An 18,626-nucleotide genomic window follows, 5' to 3' on the forward strand; every position below is an offset into this window, starting at 1 on the left:
AAAGGTTCTTCAGACTACTGGATAAGTTTGATCTAAAAGATTTTGTAAAACTGAAGAAGTTGTATTTGGTAGAAGATGATCTAGATTGGTCGTGACTTCACTAACTGTATTATTTATATCACTCTGTTCATTCACCACTGGCTTAGACTCTGTTGCAGATAAAATTTTTGCGATCGGGTCTGAATCATTAGATGAAGAACTTTTTAACAACTCATCTAATTGCACAGATTTTTGCTGCTGACTATCTGTTTCATTCGTTGTATTTTGTACTAACTTTAATGTATTTAACCCAACACTATCAGCAACAGATACAGTTTCTACATGAGCAGTATCAACTGCTGCATCACTTAAACTGGCGGTCTTTGACGCGACCACATAAAAGGTAAAGGGTGAACTGACTTCACTCGTAAGTCCTGCTGCATCTGTCTGAGTCAAAGTAATCGTATGCTTTCCAAGGGCTAAATCTTTATCAAGACTAAACGTCCACGATCTACCACTACTTACAGTCACAATTCCAATAGCAACGCCATTATCATAAATAGTGAGCGTGGCATTTGCCTCACCTGATCCTGTAAGCTTTGGTCTTGCATCATCTGTTTCAGAACCAGCTGTAATCGCCCCTTTTAAAGCTCCCACATCATCATCCACACTATTTAAGACAGGTTTGATAGGAGGCGTAGTATCTTTAGTGCCTATAATATCAAGAACATCAGATTTATTTCCGGCACTATCAATAGCTGATACAGATGCATGTTTATTATCAGTTAAGGCTGGCGAAATAGAAATCGTAAATTTCCCATCTGCACCAGCGGTTCCACTACCAATCACCTTGCCGCTTAAATCCTTAACTTCAATTTTTGCATTAGCTTCTGCTGTGCCTGTTACTGTTGTACCATCCGCATTAATTTGAGCGATGGGTTTATCAGGTGCAATAGAGTCATAATTTGGAGAAATTTCTAAAGGTTTAGAAGTATTTCCTGCTGCATCTTCAACAACAATAGTAGCCTTCTGTGCATCTTTTAATGCAGGAGAAAGTGTAATTTGAAACTCGCCTTGAGCATTTGCCGTACCAGTTCCGATCACTTTACCATCAGCATCTTTGATTTGAACCTTTGCATTGGCTTCAGTTTTACCTTCAACTGTTGTGCCTTCTTTATTCACTTCTACTAAAGGCGCATCTGGAGCAAAGGTATCCTTTCCTGCAATTATTTTACTTGGCTCAGATTTATTGCCAGCTGCATCTTCTGCAATCACCTTCCCACCTGCATCATTAGTCAATGGAGGAGTAAGTTTTAAAGAAAAGATCCCATCTTTATTCGCAGTTACAGTTCCTAATACTTTATCAGCGGCATCATATACAGTAATTTTTGCATTGGCTTCAGCTTTACCTGTTACTAATGACCCATCTGCACTAAGCTGAGCTTGGGGAGCATCTGGAGCAATTGTATCTTTTGTACCTGTAATAGCAGCACCACTAGACTCTTTACCGCCCCCATTTTGAGCAGAAACATTTAATTTATTTCCATCTGTCAAAGGCTTGTCTAACTTGATAGTAAAATTACCACTTGCATCTGCAACACCAGAGGCTACCGTATTTCCAGCAGTATCTTTAATATAGATTTTTGCATTAGCTTCTGCCTTACCAGTGACAGTAACAGCATCATCTGCAAGTTTTAAATCTGTTGGTTTAGCAGTGTTTGGGACATCAACAGGTGAATCATCTTTGTCATCGTTATCAAAAGCCCAAAGATATAAGCCTTCAGCAGCTAAAACTGCCAAACCTGCTTTTAGCACGTTACCCATCGAAAAAGTTGGAGAATCATCAACTGCCATTGTTGAGGCTGGCTGGCTAGAACTTGTATAGGCTAAATCTGTGACATGGTTGAGACCGGTATAATCTATAACCTTACCTTGAGCATCAAATTGTGCTTCAACAAATTTTCCATGTTCAGTTGGAAAAACAAGTGAATGGTCTGTTGTATTCGTTGCTTCATTAAAGAAATTTTCTAAGACAATGGTCTCTCCATTTTTTAAATGGATGACGAGACTTCCCCCCTGTTTTTCAACCGATGCTATATCTTTTTGACTTACACCAATTTGAATAATAGAAGGTTTACTTAACACTACCTTATTGAGCTGACCATCTTGCAGAACGTCCAAACCCTCTTTGGATGCCACAATTATTCTTGTCATTATTTCCTACCCTGAGTTTCAGTTATATTTTTTAAATGTTTAACTTTTTAAATGATTCATCTAAAAGCTATTTTATTGCTGTTTAAAATATCAAAACCATGTGTTTATCACAATTCAAAAAGTATATTTATCAATAATTATTTTTGACTTTTTATTAAAAAGCTAAAGATATTTAAAAAGCTGGATTTATTTATTAATTCAATAAAAAACCAGCATATTAAGCTGGTTTTTTATCAAAATGTGAATCACAAAAACTTATAGTTTTGGATCACGCATCTGCACAAGAGTTGTATTTGCTTTTGCAAGGTTTTCCATCACTTTATTCATTATAGCTGGAATCAAACTATCTGCCATTTGTGCTGCTTGTAAACCCAACTTTTCACCTAAGGTCGCTTTCCTACGAGTGTTAATCACATAGACATCATGCTGTGCTAATAAAGCTAATAGATACTCATCAGATGTTTGTAATTTATCAACAAGGTTGAGATTAAGCGCATCTTCACCATACCAATGTTCACCTGTAGCGACTTTATCAACATTAAGCTGTGGTCGATACTTTTCAACAAAGTGCTTAAATAACACATGCGTTTGTTGAAGCTCTTCTTCAAACTTTGCTTTACCTTCTGGGGTGTTTTCGCCAAACATCGTTACGGTACGCTTATATTGCCCTGCTGTATAAAGCTCAAAGTCAACATTATGTTCTTTTAAAAGGCGATTAAAGTTTGGAACTTGAGCAACAACACCAATTGAACCCACAATAGCAAATGGTGCAGTAATAATTTCATTTGCGATACATGCCATCATATAGCCGCCACTCGCTGCCACTTTGTCTACACAGATAGTCAGATGGAACCCTGCATCGCGTAAACGCACCAATTGAGCTGCTGCTAGACCATAACCATGTACCATGCCTCCTGGGCTTTCAAGGCGAACTACAACACGATCACGCCCTGCTTTAGCAGTTGCTAAAATGAGAGTAATTTCTTCTCGTATGTTTTCAACTGCTGAAGCTTGAATATCACCTTTAAAATCCAACACAAAGATTTTCTGATTATTTTTACGGCGGATTTTCGCTTCTTTAGCAAGTTGTTGAGCCAATTGTAAAAGTTCTAAACGGCTTGCAGTAGTTTGTGCAATTTTTTTTCTCTGTTCATTTACACGTGCATTTAAATGACTAACACGTATTTCTGCAGGGAGTTTAGGCAAATGGAATAACATAAAATTCTAAGCTCATAAGTTATCTTTTATAGCCTTAAGATGTGGTCCTTTTGATTAAAATTCAATAGCGTTTTTGCAAAATAGAGTCATTTTCATTTATAAAATAAAAAAAAGAGCGCATGGCTCTTTTTCTTATATCAATTACTAATTAACCGAAGCGTCCAGTAATATAGGCTTCCGTCAACTGATGGTCAGGTTGAGTAAAGACTTTTTCAGTTGAGTTGACTTCAATCAAATCACCTAAATGGAAATAGGCAGTACGATCTGAAACACGTGCTGCTTGTTGCATAGAGTGAGTCACAATTACAATTGTATATTGATTCGACAATTCAGAAATCAATTCTTCAATTTTTGCTGTGGCAATTGGGTCAAGCGCAGAACATGGCTCATCCATTAAAATGACTTCTGGACTTACTGCAATCGTACGTGCAATACATAAACGTTGCTGCTGACCACCTGACAAACCAGTACCCGGTTGATTCAAACGATCTTTCACTTCGTCCCATAAACCCGCTTTACGCAAGCTATTTTCAACAATTTCTTCAAGATCATATTTATCACGTGCTAGACCATGAAGTTTAGGACCATAAGCCACGTTATCAAAAATAGTTTTAGGGAATGGATTTGGCTTCTGGAACACCATACCAACTTGAGCACGCAATAATACGACATCAAGGTTTGGGTCATAAATATTGTGGTTATCAAGTGTAATCTTACCTGTTACACGACAACCATCAATGGTGTCATTCATACGGTTTATCGTACGAAGAAAGGTAGATTTACCACAACCTGACGGTCCAATAAAAGCAATAACTTCGTTTTGGTAAATATCGAGGTCAATACCCTTAATCGCTTCAAAATCACCATAATAAACATGGGCATCTTGTGCACTAATTTTGATTTCGGTTGAGTTCTGCTTTTTTGAAGTATGTGGTTCAAAATGCGAAACATACGAAGTGCCATGATTTTGCGATTTATCTGTAAATTGAGATTGTTCAGTGTTCACTAACTTATCCTTTTCTAAGGAATTCGTAATATCAATAGTATTCATGATTTATCCTCTATTACCAACGCACTTCGAACTTTTTACGTAACCAAATTGCAAGACTGTTTAAACCAATCATTAATGCAAGGAGTACGATAATCGCAGCGGCAGTACGGCCTTCGAAGAAGTTACGCAACTCATTACCTTGCCATAAATAAACTTGGACAGGTAAAGCTGTTGCTTGATCAAATGGGGTTGTTGGAATACTTGCAACGAATGCACTCATTCCGATTAAAAGTAAAGGTGCTGTTTCACCAAGTGCGTGAGCAACGCCAATAATTGCGCCGGTCATAATGCCTGGCAAAGCTAATGGTAGAACATGGTGGAAAATGGTCTGAAATTTAGAAGCTCCCAAACCAAGTGCAGCTTGTCGAATAGAAGGTGGTACTGCTTTTAATGAAGCACGAGTAGTAATAATGACTGTTGGTAACGTCATCAAACTTAGAACTAAACCACCAACTAACGGAGCAGATAAAGGCAAATGCATCCAGCCAATAAAAATTGCTGCACCGAGTAAACCAAACACAATTGAAGGAACCGCAGCAAGGTTATTGATGTTGACTTCAATAATGTCTGTAATAAGATTCTTTGGAGCAAATTCTTCGAGATAGATTGCGCTGGCAACACCAATCGGAATTGCAATAATGATCACAATCAGCATCATGAATAATGAACCCATGAATGCACCTGCAAGACCACTAATTGCTGGTGAACTACGAGAGTCAGGGTTCTTAAATAAATTCATATTAAATGTACTTTCAAGAACACCTTTTGCTTTTAGCTCATCTGCAAGTTTACGCACTTCGGGATCAAGCTGTTGCTGATCATCTGGCAATGAACGATCAATATTACCTTTTAACCAGACATCGACATTGGCATCGCCCAAGAAATTAAGATTTTCTTTCTTACCAATGAGTGATGGGTCCGCAAAAACCATATCACGTAAACGATAAGCTTCTGAGCTCGCATAAAGACTGCTTAAGTAATCACGTTGGCCAGCAAGTGCAGGGTCTTTGGCAATCATTCCATTTACAATAATGCCGTCCCAATCCACCATACCCATTTTGGTTTGCCAGTCGATATAACGCTCTTGATAATGTGCAGGTGTTTCCCCCTGCCCACGAACAGGTACCGGACCTGCATCAATCACTTTAGGATCAAAGTAAATTGGAACATTCATACTCGTTTGCCAAAAAGCAGGTAAACCTTTTGCCAAAATACTGCTAAACAATAGCGCAACGAATGCAAGTCCAATTACGACTGCCGAGAACCCAGCATAACGAAAAGCTTTTTCTTTACGATGACGTTTAGCCAAAGATTTTTCGATGACTTGTTTACGTCGTTCACTTAATTCAGCAGCAACTTTTGGATCAAATACGTTCTGATCCATAGGAGACGATGTATTTGATGTACTCATTCGTATTGCTCACGGTATTTACGCACAATGTACAGTGCAACAATGTTTAGACATAAGGTAATCACAAAGAGTGTTAGACCTAATGCGAATGCAACCAAAGCTTGTGGGCTGGCAAAGTCAGTATCACCAGTTAACTGTTTTACGATCGTAACGGTCACTGTCGAAACAGCTTCAAATGGATTTGCATGTAAAAGTGGACTGTTCCCTGCAGCCAAAACCACAATCATGGTTTCCCCTACGGCACGAGAGACAGCTAATAAAAAGGCGCCCGTAATACCTGGTAACGCAGCGGGTAAAACGACTTGACGAATTGTTTCAGACTTAGTTGCTCCAAGTCCTAAAGAACCGTCACGTAATGCACGAGGTACTTGGGTAATAATGTCGTCTGATAAAGAAGAAACAAACGGGATAATCATAATCCCCATCACGAAACCAGCAGTTAAAGCACTGGTCGCGTTAATTTCAAGCCCCACATAAGCACCAGCTGTCTTGAAAAATGGTCCAATAATCATCATGGCAAAAACACCATAAACAATTGTTGGAATACCGGCTAAAACTTCAATTGTTGGTTTTGCCCATGAGCGTAACCATGGCGAAGCATATTCAGCTAAATAAATGGCAATCATTAATCCAATTGGTACGGCAACTAATAAAGCAATGCCGCTGACCATCAATGTGCCCCAAAGTAATGGCAATAAACCATAACTGCCTTCAGCATTACCCGAGGTACTAAAACCTGGGTTCCACTCTGTCCCAAAAAAGAAATCAAGTGGGCTTACAAAACGGAAGAAGTGCATTGCTTCACCAAACATCGACATCACAATACCGATGGTTGTTAAAATCGCAACACCAGAACATAAAATCAAAGCAACATTAATGGCGCGCTCAACTTGGTTACGCGCACGATATTGTTGATTAATTTTTTTCTTTGCCCAGACTAAACCCAATAAAGCTGCACAAACGACAACAGCAAATTTGGCAAAAGAGCCAATGGTTTGAAATTTTGCGAACTGTTGTGCAGCCGCTAATTCATAGGCTGCCGGTTTATCACTCACCCCAAAACCTGAAGCAATGGCTTGAACACGATCAACCAATACGCTTCTGCCGGCTTCATCAAGTGAAGCACTTATAGACGCGGGAATATTATTAAAAATAATATGATTTAAAATACTTGGTTCAACCAAGCTCCAAATGATCAAAATTAAAAAAGCAGGGATACCGCACCAAAGTCCAACAAGTGCACCATAATAACCAGGACGAGAATGTAACGTCGCCGAGTTGCTTCCCTTACCTGCTAGGCTACGGCTCTTTCTTAGCCCAAGTTGATATGCGATTGCCACAAGGGCTAACAACACACCGATAAGTAGCAGATTCATGTACTCTCCACTGTTTTCTCAATTGTCATAATTTGGAAAAAACAAGTTAGACAAAAAGGCTGATGAACTCTCAAGATCACCAGCCCTCATTCAAACTAACTTATTTAACAGTTTTACCTGCTTTAAAGTCAGCCAAAACTTTTGCACGTTCAGCATCAGACATTGCGATCAAGCCATCACGCTCAGCTTTAGAACCTTTACCTGTTGCTTTTTTGCTTACGAAATATTCTACGTATTGCGGTAAGCCTTTAACTGATTTTAAATGTTCGCCTTTCACGTAGAAGAACAATGGACGAGATACAGGGTATGTACCGTTCAATACAGTTTTCTCAGAAGGAACAACATTGTTTACTGTTGCTACACGTAACTTGTCACGGTTCATATCATAGAAACTTAAACCAAACACACCTACTGCACTTGGAGAAGTCTTTAAGCGAGCCAATGTTTCTGTGTAGTCACCAGCAATTTCAATTACACGACCATCTTTACGGAAAGTAGAACATGCTTTCTTCTGAGCATCTTTATCTAGATTCTTGAAGTATTCATACGATTCGCAACCAGCATCAACCATTTTCTCTTGGAAAACTTCACGAGTACCGTGGTTAGATGCAGGAATTACAAGTGTAATTGGCTCATTTGGAAGAGATTTATCAATCTGGTTCCAGTTTGTATATGGGTTTGGAACCAATTTACCTTTTGAAGGTAACTGTGCAGCTAAAGCAGCAAACACATGGTAAGGTTTTAATTTATAAGCTGCTTTGTGTGAGTTAGACGCAAATACGATACCGTCGTAACCAATTTTGATTTCTTGAATTTGTTTTACACCAGCTTTGTTACAAGCTTCAATTTCAGTGCTTTTAATTTTACGAGAAGCGTTTGCAACGTCGATTGTGTTATCGCCAACGCCTTGACAGAATTGTTTTAAACCAGCAGAAGAACCGCCAGAACCAACTACAGGAGTTTTAAATTGAGGGAAAGTATTACCAAACTCTTCAGCTACAACGCTGGCAAATGGTAATACAGTTGAAGAACCAGCAATTTGAATCGTATCACGAGCTGCATTTGCAGTCGTTGTTACAGCTGCCCCAGTTACTGCTAACGCAATTGCGATTTGACGTGGATTTAAGCGCATTCTGTTCTCTCTCATTAATGCAATAGGTTGTACGTCACTTTTTGTTGAGTGCTTGTACGCTCTTCGATAGCTGCATTGTGAATAGAAAATATGACAATTAAGTTACAGTATGATGACGCTTTAATGATTTCGATATTGTTAATTGTCACATTATTATTTTTTATCTATTATCAAATATTTAATTCAATCCTAGTGGGTATTTTACCTTGTATATTAGTCTGTATTATTACACTCGTTAAAAATATAAGATTTTTGTATTTATAAAATATAAAAAACAAAGATGTTATAAATGTATTAAAAAACGATAATTTAGTTATCTTTAGTTTAATGATTAAAATATTTTTTGATTAAGGAAGTTTTTATTAAAATATTTTTAAAAATAATAATTTCTTTGTAACATGAAAATAATATGACAAAAGATAAAGGGTTACCTACTCTAAGTCAGGTAACCGCAATATCATTCTCAATTTAAACGATCAACTCGATTGTACTTCTGGCATTGCAACCATTTTTTTACGATATTTTAAGAAATACGTAAGCGCTAAAACAGCCAACCAGATTGGACCTAAAATAACAGCAAGTCTCATATCTGGCGTCATTGCCATAATAATAAGAATAAAGCATACAAAGCTAATGGTTAAATAATTACTCCATGGGCTAAGAATGCTTTGGAATTTGGTTTGACGTTTTTGCAATTTCATTGCTTTAGTGAATTTCAAATGAGTCACTGAAATCATGAGCCAGTTAATGACAAGTGCAGCCACAACAAGCATCATAAAGAGCTGAAAAGCTTGACCTGGAATCAGATAGTTCACAACCACACATATTGCTGTGATTGATGCAGATACTACTGCTGCTGGAACTGGAATGCCTCGACTGTTTACTTTCTTCAAGATAGCTGGGGCATTACCCTGCTCTGCTAAACCATGCAACATGCGGCTATTACAATAAATACAGCTGTTATAAACTGAAATGGCAGCAATCAAGACCACAAAGTTTAAAACGTTCGCAACACCATTACTATTTAATGACTGGAAAATCATTACAAATGGGCTACCGCCTTCTGCAACCATATTCCAAGGGTAAAGGCACAGTAAGATTCCAATCGCACCGATATAGAAAATTAAAATACGGTAAACAATCTGGTTCACTGCTTTTGGAATAGTCGTTTCAGGTTTTTTAGTTTCAGCCGCAGCAATACCAATTAATTCTAAGCCACCAAATGCAAACATAATGACCGCCAAAGCCATGACAAAACCATGAATCCCGTGCGGGAAGAAACCACCGTGTTGCCATAAATTTGCAATACCTGCTTGCGGACCAGCAGAACCTGTAAATAAGAGATAAGTACCAAAACCAATCATGCTTAAAATTGCAACAATCTTAATGCAGGAAAATAAGAATTCGGATTCCCCAAAAAAGCGGACATTTACCAAGTTAATGCCGTTAATTAAAATAAAGAAAAATAAAGCAGTCAGCCAAGTGGGAATTTCAGGCCACCAAAACTGAATGAAGGTTCCAATTGCACTGAGTTCAGCCATGCTTACCAGTACATACAACACCCAGTAGTTCCAGCCAGACATAAAACCAGCCATTTTGCCCCAGTACTTGTTTGCAAAATAACTGAATGAACCGCTTACTGGTTCTTCAACAACCATTTCACCTAAATGACGCATAATTAAGAAAGCGATAATTCCAGCAATTGCATATCCCAATAAAATTGAAGGACCTGCCAGTTTAATCGTTTGAGAAAGACCTAAGAATAACCCTGTTCCGATCGCCCCTCCGAGTGCGATGAGTTGAATATGCCGATTGGATAAGCCTTGTTTTAACTCGTGCTTATTGTTTGCATCCATAACATTATCTCCAATGTTGGTGTCACTTCCTGTACACCTTTATTCAGCACCATATCCGAAGGCCAGAAACCGACCTTCGGACATAAGTTTGCTTTAATATGAGTCCATTTAATTTTTGAGAAGACTTGTCCTGTCTTCTATTTAAAACGAGCTTGCATCCTTACATTTAATAGGCTGGGAACGCTCCTTTAAAATTTCGTAACCGCGATCACCATAATCAAAACGAGCAATCACAGAAGCAAATTTTTTCAAACTCACCGGCGCATCCATTGCTGGTAGTTTTAATTCAATAAACGTTAATTGATCATTCTGATGAACATTGTCTAAAACACTCTTTAGCTGTCCAGCAGTTTCAACCACATAGGTGGTATGGCCTTTTTTACCGTTAAATACAGCTGGAATTTCAGTATATTTCCAGTTTTGTACATCGTTATAGGCAGCATTTTCGCCCATGATTAATCGCTCAATGGTGTAACCGCCATTGTTCAGCAAGAAAATAATGGGTTTTAAACCGTGACGGATAATCGTAGAGAGCTCTTGTACCGTAAGCTGGAATGAACCATCACCAATAAATAGAATTTGACGGCGTTCAGGAGCAGCTAGCAAACTACCAAGTAAAGCCGGTAAGGTATAACCGATTGAACCCCAAAGTGGCTGAGCAATATATTTAGCTGTAGCAGGAAGTTTTAAACCAGACAAAGCTGAGTTTGATGTTCCCACCTCTCCAATAATCACATCATCTTCTTTTAAGAAACCTGCAATATAATTCCAAAGTACATCTTGGCTTAACTTTTGTTGTGCTGGGGCTTCAAAGGCTTTCTGAGGTTGTTTTTCAAGAACAGGTTTAGTTGCTTTACGCGGTGCAACTTTTTTATTTAACTCAACAAGTAATTGTCCAATCTCAATGCCTGGAAAATCCTGACCAAAAATATTCAGGCCATAAGATTTAATTTCGATATAGTTTTTAGTCGCAATTTGATGAGTAAATACAGCTGAACCTACGTCGGTAAAACGTGCGCCAATACCAATTAAGCAGTCAGATTGTTCAATGATATTTTTAACATGTGGCTGGCTTGCCCCACCCACATAAGTACCGATGTAACGCGGTGAGCCCTCATCCATAATATTTTTTGCAGTATTCATACCGGCAAATGGGATTGAGCATTTTTGAGATAAATCATTTAAAAGTGAAGTTACACCAAAAACAGAAGCTTCATTATCAATAAGAAGCGCTGGGCTTTGAGCATTCGCAATAATGTCACAGAGTTTGCTCACCACAGTTTGCAATAATTCAGGTTCAACAGCTGGATAACTTAGGTCGAGCGGACGCTCAGACACTTCAATTTTAACGTGAGTAATATCTCCAGGTAATTGAATGTGTACAGGGCGGCGATCAAGGAAACACTGGCGTAATACACGGTCAATTTCAAAGGCTGCATTTGCTGGAGTTAAACGTGTTTGAGCAACTGTGAACTCTTTCATGCAGTTCATAATATTGTCGTAGTTACCATCAACCAATGTATGGTGAATCAAAGTACCTTTTTGAACTGCATGTAAAGGCGGAATACCAGAAATATGGATAAGAGGTACATTTTCTGCATATGCACCTGCAATGCCATTAATGGCACTTAAGTCACCTACACCATATGTGGTTGCTAAGGCAGAAAAACCGTTAATTCGTGCATAACCATCTGCTGCATAGGCAGCATTTAATTCATTACAATTTCCAATAAATTTGAGTTCTGGATCTGCTTCAACTTGTTCTAGATATGAGAGGTTAAAATCACCAGGTACACCAAAGAGATGTTGGATACCCATTTGTTTTAGACGAAGATTTAAAAAGTCACCGATTTCTATGAACATTGCTCTATATCCTTTGAGACCAATTTTTATTCCATAGAAAAATAATATTTCATCTACCTTTTAGATTTCGTGCATAATGAAAACGCATTTTAATAAAAATACATGATTTGTGTATCATAAAAGGATTTTATGCAATGGATAAGTTCGACTGGCAAATCATTCAGGCATTACAAAAGAATGGACGGCTCACCAATCAGGAAGTTGGAGATTTAATCGGTTTATCTGCTTCCCAATGTTCTAGAAGAAGACAGCTACTTGAGCAAAAAGGCATAATTTTAGGTTACACCGCCCGCATCCAGCAACAAGCGCTAGGACTGGAAGTCACAGCGATGATTCATATTAATTTAAGAACACACGAAGCTAAATCGCAGCAGGCTTTTCAAGAGTTAATTGAAGCTGAAGATAACATTCAAGATGCATTTTCAATTAGTGGAGATGCTGATTTTATTTTAAAAGTCGTTGCTGAAAACTTAGAACAGCTTTCTCAATTTGTGACTGAAAGATTGCTTTCTTATAATTTTATTGGCCACATAAAGTCTTACATTGTTCTCAAAAAAATCAAAGAACAGAATCATTTTTTGATCAAACCTAAAAGTCACGGCTACCATCACACGACTTAAGCAAGTTAGGCTTTTAATAAAATAATTTAGAATAAAAAGGCGGATCTATCATCCGCCTTAAAATTAATATTTAAACTTTATTAATATGTAGTGTTTGACCAATCGTATTTTCAAGCAAGCCTTCTAAACCGAACTCAGCACCTAAGCCTGACATTTTCCAGCCACCAAAAGGTGCATGAGGGAGAACCTCGGCATGTGTATTGACCCAAACAGTACCGCATTGAAGCTGAGTCGCATAAGTTTGAGCAGCTTGAATATCAGAAGACCAAATTGAACCGCCTAAACCAAACTCACTATCATTAGCACGTGCAATCGCATCGTTGATATCTGTATATTTTAAGATAGGGAACACTGGACCAAATTGCTCTTCTTGGACCACACGGCAAGATTCAGAAACTTCAGTCAAAATAGTAGGCGCAATAAAGTAGCCCTGCTCTGGCAATTGCTGTTGACCAGAAAGTGCTTTTGCACCTTGTTCAATTGCTTCTGCAATAAGAGCTTTCACCTTGTTATATTGCATTTGGTTTTGTACTGGACCAAATGTTGTAGAAGGCTCCATTCCATCGCCAACAATCTGAGCATTGGCAATGTCAGCTAATTTTTGGGATAAAGCATCGTATTGACTTTCATGTACATATAAACGTTTTAACGCAGCACACGTTTGACCCGCATTTAAAAATGCAGTATTGAAAATCTTAGCTGCAATTTCATCTATATTTGCATCAGGTAATACAATACCCGCATCATTACCACCAAGCTCTAAAGTTAAATGTTTTAGCTGTTGAGCTGCACCCGTCATGATGCGCTGTCCAGTTCGAGTTGAACCCGTAAACACAACTTTTTGTACATCTGGATGGGAAGATAATGCTTCGCCAATCTCACCAGCACCCACCACAATTGAAATAACACTAGCCGGAACTTCTTGCTGAATGATTTCACATAAACGCAAAGTCGATAGTGGCGTATATTCAGAAGGTTTACTAATAACAACGTTACCGGCACGTAATGCAGGCATGATATGCCAGACCGCAATCATGAGTGGCCAGTTCCAAGGGGTAATTGAAGCCACTACACCTAATGGTTGACGATGACGTTCAATACGCTTGGCTTCACTGTCTTCGATAATTTCAACAGGTAAATCCATAGCAGCTGCATAACGAGTCCAGCCAATTGCACCCTGCACTTCCATTTGCGCGAGAGCCAATGGCTTACCCTGTTCAAGCACAACCAGCTCTGCGAGCATTTCAGCGTGCTTTTCAATACCGTCAGCTATCTTGTTTAAAATTGATTTACGTTCATCGTGCGACACCATTTGCCATGCTTTAGATGCCTGTTTAGCCGCACTCACTGCTTGATTCACTTGCTCAACCGATGCTTTTGCACAATGTGCAGCCGTTAAGCCAGTAGCGGGGTTAATAATTTCTAGTTCACCTTGTTCACCTGAACAAAGTTGACCGCCAATAATGAGTTTAAATTCATTGAGCATATTCGCTTGTTGCATTTCTTCTTCCTTGTCTTAATTGTAATTACAGCCACTTACTTTATTTTCAGTTAAAGCAGGATTATTTAAAGTAAGTACGATATAGATATATCAATGCGACCAAAAATATCGGGAACATACCAATACAATAAGAAATTTGCTCCCCATAAATCATGCATAATTATTTTTGTTTTTTGAAAATATGCATGGTTTGTGCATATATCACCCTTCTGATACACACTTTTAATAAAAATAATATGTAATAAAAAAGCCCGGTAATAAACCGGGCTTTTTTTGTTATCAACTCAATTAGTCGATTGGTGGTACATAGTTACCAGAAGCAATCGCATCTTTAATGCGGTCAGCTTCAGCCAATACTTGACCTAAAAGGTTTTTAACGTTTTCGAATGTTACAACCGGGCTTAATGTTGTCATTTTCAATGACTGTACATTACCAACTTTTGTTACACCGATATTTGCTTCACCACGAGCAAACAATTCGTCCGCTACGTTTTGGTTTAAGCTATCGATCAACTCAGCTGGATAGCCTTGTGGTACAACACGGAACAATACAGAAGCAAATTGTGGTTCAACTAAAAGCTCTAAACCTGTCGTTGCCTTGATGTAATCTGCAACTTCACGAGTAAGTTTTACACCATGGTCAATCATTGAACCATATAGGTCTTCACCAAGTGATTCGATTGTCATCCACAATTTCAATGCATCAAAACGACGAGTCGTTTGTAATGACTTAGAAACAAGGTTTGGTACACCATGTTCTTCGTCATAAGCAGAGTTCAAATATTCAGCTTCGTAGTGCATGAAACGATAGTTCGCTTCGTCTTTTAACAAGAACGCGCCACAGCTAATGCTTTGGAAGTAATGCTTATGGAAGTCGAGCGTAATCGAGTCAGACAATTCAATACCATCAAGCATTGCACGATAGTCATTTGACAGAATTAGTGCACCGCCCCATGCCGCATCGATATGCATCCATGAACCATATTTATTGGTAATTTCACGGATTTTCTTCAATGGATCAATTGCACCAGCATCAGTTGTACCTGCTGTCGCAACGACACAAGCAACTACTTTGCCTTCTGATTGCAAATGCGCCATCGTTTTTTCGAGCGCATCTACATCCATCTGTGCATTTTCATTCACAGGAACAGTAACAACTGACTGGAAGCCCATACCCATCATTGCCATGTTCTTTTGCACAGAGAAATGCGCATTTTCAGAACAAATGACTTTGACGTTTTTCATTGCATCAGCTGGAATACCATCACGCTGTACAGACCACGGATTACCGTTTTCGTCTTTCCAGTTTTTCGAAATGCACCAGTCACGAGCAAGCAATACACCCATTAAGTTAGATTGAGTACCGCCAGAGGTGAAAACACCCGCCTGACCAGAACCATAACCTACTTTTTGGCGTAACCAATCAATGAGCTGAACTTCCATTAATGAACCGGCTGGGCTTTGATCCCACGAGTCCATAGACTGGTTAGTTGCATTGATTAGTACTTCCGCAATCTGACTCATTACCATCGTTGGACAATGCAAATGTGCCAATGAGTGCGGATGATGTACTTTTAAGCTTTTATTTAAGAAAAGCTCAATCATACGTTGAAGTGATTCTTGTACACCCATACCTTCTTTTGAAGGCTGGAAAGAAATCGCTGAACGCAATTCTTTAATGCTACCGCCTGTGTACATCTTTTCATTTTGCAACCATGCTGAAACGGCTTTTACCGCTTCGCCCATTGCTGACTCATAGTCAGCAATGGATTGTGCATCATTGCAGAGTAACGCTTTACGATGTTCTGCAAAATCCACCATACTTATGCGCCTCGCACTGCAACCAATGCTTCTGCAATTGCTTTCTTAAAGCGAGCAACTACTTCAACACACTCTTCTTGAGTGATGATAAGCGGGCAAAGTAAACGAATTACTGTACCGTTACGGCCACCTTTTTCAAGCAATAGTTTATTGTTGAAACAAGCAGTTTGAATTGCAGCAGCTAATTGTGAATCCGCAGGAAGCGAACCAATACGGTCAGCTTGTTTACGCTCGTCAACAATCTCAACACCGATCATTAAACCGCGACCACGCACGTTACCAATACATGGGAATTCTTGAGCCAATTTTTTAAATTCAGCTTGTAGATAGTCACCACGTTCTTGCGCATTTTGAGCAAGATTTTGTTCAGTAATCGTTTTTAATACAACAAGGCCTGTACCCATAGCAAGTTGGTTACCACGGAAAGTACCCGTGTGACCTGCAGGCTGCCAAGCATCAAATTTACGTTTAATACCTAATACTGCAAGTGGTAAACCACCACCTACTGCTTTAGACATTACAACAACATCAGGTTCAATACCTGCATGTTCAAATGCAAACATTTTGCCTGAACGTGCAAAGCCAGCTTGAACTTCGTCTAAAATCAAAACGATGTTGTGCTTTTCAGTCACTTCACGGATTTTTTGCAACCATTTTACTGGAGCTGTAACTACGCCGCCTTCACCTTGAATCGCTTCAAGAATAACAGCAGCCGGTTTTGTTACACCGCTTTCAACATCTTCAATAAAGTTTTCGAAGTAGTAAGTTAAAGCGTCAACACCAGCTTCACCACCTAAACCAAGTGGGCAGCGGTATTCATGCGGATATGGCATGAATTGTACGCCTGGCATTAAACCGTTAACTGCATTTTTCGCACTTAAATTACCAGTCATAGCGAGTGCACCATGGGTCATACCATGATAACCGCCAGAGAAACTGATCACTGAACTACGGCCAGTGTAAGTCTTAGCAAGTTTAATTGCTGCTTCAGTTGCGTCTGCACCAGCAGGACCACAGAACTGCAAGCAATATTCTTCTTTACCACCAGGTAAATATGCTAACAATGCTTCAGTGAATGCATCTTTTAAAGGTGTGGTTAAGTCTAAAGTATGCAATGGCAAACCACTTGCCAATGTATCTTGAATACTTTGAATCACCGCAGGATGATTATGACCTAAAGCCAATGTACCTGCCCCAGCTAAACAATCAAGGTACTGTGTACCTTCAACATCAGTAACCCAGCATCCCTGTGCTTTCGCTATCGCTAACGGTAATTTACGTGGATAGCTACGAACATTTGATTCCATTTGACTTTGGCGAGTCAAATAATATTCGTTAGTAGCATTAGTGGCAGGGTTAACGGAAGTAACGCTCATATCGGATTACCATCTCTGATAGGGGTAGAAAGAAATAAGTCTGGTGACGATGGGTCCTTTGACTCGGTGCTTTATAGAACTAGTAAAGACACTTATTTTATATCTTGTAACTAGGAGCGCGATGATACCTAATTTTACAAGAAAAAAAACGTCTTTTATGTACTTTACTCATCTAATCTTATTGAAAAAATGTATCATCCCAATAGTTAAGATGAATTATCATCATACTATGTGACAACCTAAAGAAAATATTCTTTTTTTATATTACTTTGATTTTTTAAGTTACATTGAAACACTTTAATTTTAAGTGGTTATTTTTAGAAGAATTTATATTTACCAAAATTTAAAAAACCTGATCTAAATATTACAAATACGCCACAAAATCTGCAAAAGTTATGCATAACTTATGTTTAACATTTCTTAATGAAAAAAATTAAATTTATATTAATTTTTAAAGGAAAAAATTATGCGTACTTTAGCTGTCTCAACCCTTCTTTTAGGTTCTCTCCTTAGCCCTTTAGTTTTTGCTCAGGATGATAACGCTTTGAACTATAATATTGTGAATGTACAAGCTGAAGCTTCTCGTCAAGTTTCTAATGATGAAATGCATGCAACTTTATATATTGAAAAAAGTAATAAACAACCAGCCGAACTTTCAAATCAAATTAATCAACTCATGAATCAGGCACTTGCCGTTTCTCGTAAATATCCGCAAGTAAAAGTGGAAACTGGTGCACAAAGTACTTATCCAATTTACGATAATGACAGTAACAAGCTAAAAGAATGGCGTGGCCGCGCTGAAATTCGTCTTGAAAGTAAAGACTTTAAAGCAGCAAGCCAGTTAGTAAATGAATTACAGCAAGGCTTCCAAACTCAATCAATTAATTTTACAGTTTCAGATGAACAACGTAAAAAAGTTGAAAACGAGTTGATGATCGAAGCTTCTAAAAACTTTCAACAACGTGCTCAAATGTTGACGCAAGCATGGAATAAAAGCCAATACACGCTCGTTAACTTAAACTTAAACACTAACAACTATTTCCCACAGCCTGTAATGCGTGCAAGCATGGCTAAGTTTGCTACTGCCGAAGCGGCTCCTGCTCAAGACATGGCGGCTGGTGAATCTAAAATTACTGTAAATGCAAACGGTTCAATTCAATTTAAATAATTTCTTTTCATCAAAAAAAGCCGCATGAAAGATGCGGCTT

At 38.6% G+C, this 18,626-nt stretch carries 13 protein-coding genes; 2 read left to right on the top strand and 11 right to left on the bottom strand.

Annotated elements, in window-relative coordinates; translation table 11 throughout:
- Positions 1–9: 9 nt before the first annotated feature.
- The 8 genes from blp2 to RMB03_RS18650 all read right to left on the bottom strand — a co-directional run bounded on the left by blp2 (position 10) and on the right by RMB03_RS18650 (position 12,100).
- Positions 10–2,193 (bottom strand): Ig-like repeat protein Blp2, encoded by a 2,184-nt coding sequence (gene blp2 / locus RMB03_RS18615; protein WP_311077226.1) that lies wholly within the window; start codon positions 2,191–2,193, stop codon positions 10–12.
- Between the two features lie 255 nt (positions 2,194–2,448).
- The gene (sohB, locus tag RMB03_RS18620) at positions 2,449–3,411 is read right to left on the bottom strand and encodes a protease SohB (protein ID WP_311077227.1); all 963 of its coding nucleotides are present in this window, start codon (positions 3,409–3,411) and stop codon (positions 2,449–2,451) included.
- A gap of 148 nt (positions 3,412–3,559) precedes the next feature.
- Complete coding sequence (gene pstB / locus RMB03_RS18625; RefSeq protein ID WP_003650451.1) at positions 3,560–4,462, bottom strand: phosphate ABC transporter ATP-binding protein PstB; 903 nt, start codon at positions 4,460–4,462, stop codon at positions 3,560–3,562.
- A gap of 13 nt (positions 4,463–4,475) precedes the next feature.
- Complete coding sequence (gene pstA / locus RMB03_RS18630; protein ID WP_080027557.1) at positions 4,476–5,873, bottom strand: phosphate ABC transporter permease PstA; 1,398 nt, start codon at positions 5,871–5,873, stop codon at positions 4,476–4,478.
- The gene (gene pstC, locus RMB03_RS18635) at positions 5,870–7,249 is read right to left on the bottom strand and encodes a phosphate ABC transporter permease subunit PstC (protein ID WP_017391894.1); all 1,380 of its coding nucleotides are present in this window, start codon (positions 7,247–7,249) and stop codon (positions 5,870–5,872) included. The genes pstA and pstC overlap by 4 nt, the downstream gene beginning before the upstream one ends.
- Before the next feature lie 100 nt (positions 7,250–7,349).
- Positions 7,350–8,381, bottom strand: coding sequence for a substrate-binding domain-containing protein (locus RMB03_RS18640; protein ID WP_004790863.1), 1,032 nt, complete (start codon positions 8,379–8,381; stop codon positions 7,350–7,352).
- 476 nt (positions 8,382–8,857) lie between these two features.
- A complete protein-coding gene (locus tag RMB03_RS18645) occupies positions 8,858–10,237 on the bottom strand; it encodes an amino acid permease (RefSeq protein ID WP_004643586.1) in 1,380 nt (459 codons plus the stop codon).
- A 141-nt stretch (positions 10,238–10,378) separates the two neighbouring features.
- Positions 10,379–12,100, bottom strand: coding sequence for a thiamine pyrophosphate-binding protein (locus RMB03_RS18650; RefSeq protein ID WP_311077228.1), 1,722 nt, complete (start codon positions 12,098–12,100; stop codon positions 10,379–10,381).
- A 134-nt stretch (positions 12,101–12,234) separates the two neighbouring features.
- Here RMB03_RS18650 and RMB03_RS18655 point away from each other — a divergent pair, with 134 nt between their 5' ends.
- Entirely contained in the window at positions 12,235–12,720 is a 486-nt protein-coding gene (locus RMB03_RS18655) for an Lrp/AsnC family transcriptional regulator (RefSeq protein ID WP_017387914.1), read from the top strand.
- 70 nt (positions 12,721–12,790) lie between these two features.
- On the opposite strand, the gene RMB03_RS18660 is transcribed toward RMB03_RS18655, so the two are convergent.
- From RMB03_RS18660 to RMB03_RS18670, 3 genes are all read right to left on the bottom strand, one after another.
- Positions 12,791–14,221, bottom strand: coding sequence for an aldehyde dehydrogenase family protein (locus tag RMB03_RS18660; protein ID WP_311077229.1), 1,431 nt, complete (start codon positions 14,219–14,221; stop codon positions 12,791–12,793).
- A 288-nt stretch (positions 14,222–14,509) separates the two neighbouring features.
- On the bottom strand, positions 14,510–16,042 hold the full coding sequence (locus RMB03_RS18665; protein WP_005039003.1) for an aspartate aminotransferase family protein: 1,533 nt from the start codon (positions 16,040–16,042) through the stop codon (positions 14,510–14,512).
- Between the two features lie 2 nt (positions 16,043–16,044).
- Positions 16,045–17,418, bottom strand: a complete 1,374-nt coding sequence (locus RMB03_RS18670) for a diaminobutyrate--2-oxoglutarate transaminase (RefSeq protein ID WP_004643593.1) — start codon at positions 17,416–17,418, stop codon at positions 16,045–16,047.
- A gap of 466 nt (positions 17,419–17,884) precedes the next feature.
- Between RMB03_RS18670 and RMB03_RS18675 the strand changes: the two genes are divergently transcribed.
- Positions 17,885–18,586 (top strand): SIMPL domain-containing protein, encoded by a 702-nt coding sequence (locus tag RMB03_RS18675; RefSeq protein WP_004643594.1) that lies wholly within the window; start codon positions 17,885–17,887, stop codon positions 18,584–18,586.
- Positions 18,587–18,626 lie beyond the last annotated feature (40 nt).

The sequence above is a fragment of the Acinetobacter sp. V91_7 genome, from assembly GCF_031799075.1.
In the GTDB taxonomy this organism is placed as follows: domain Bacteria; phylum Pseudomonadota; class Gammaproteobacteria; order Pseudomonadales; family Moraxellaceae; genus Acinetobacter; species Acinetobacter calcoaceticus.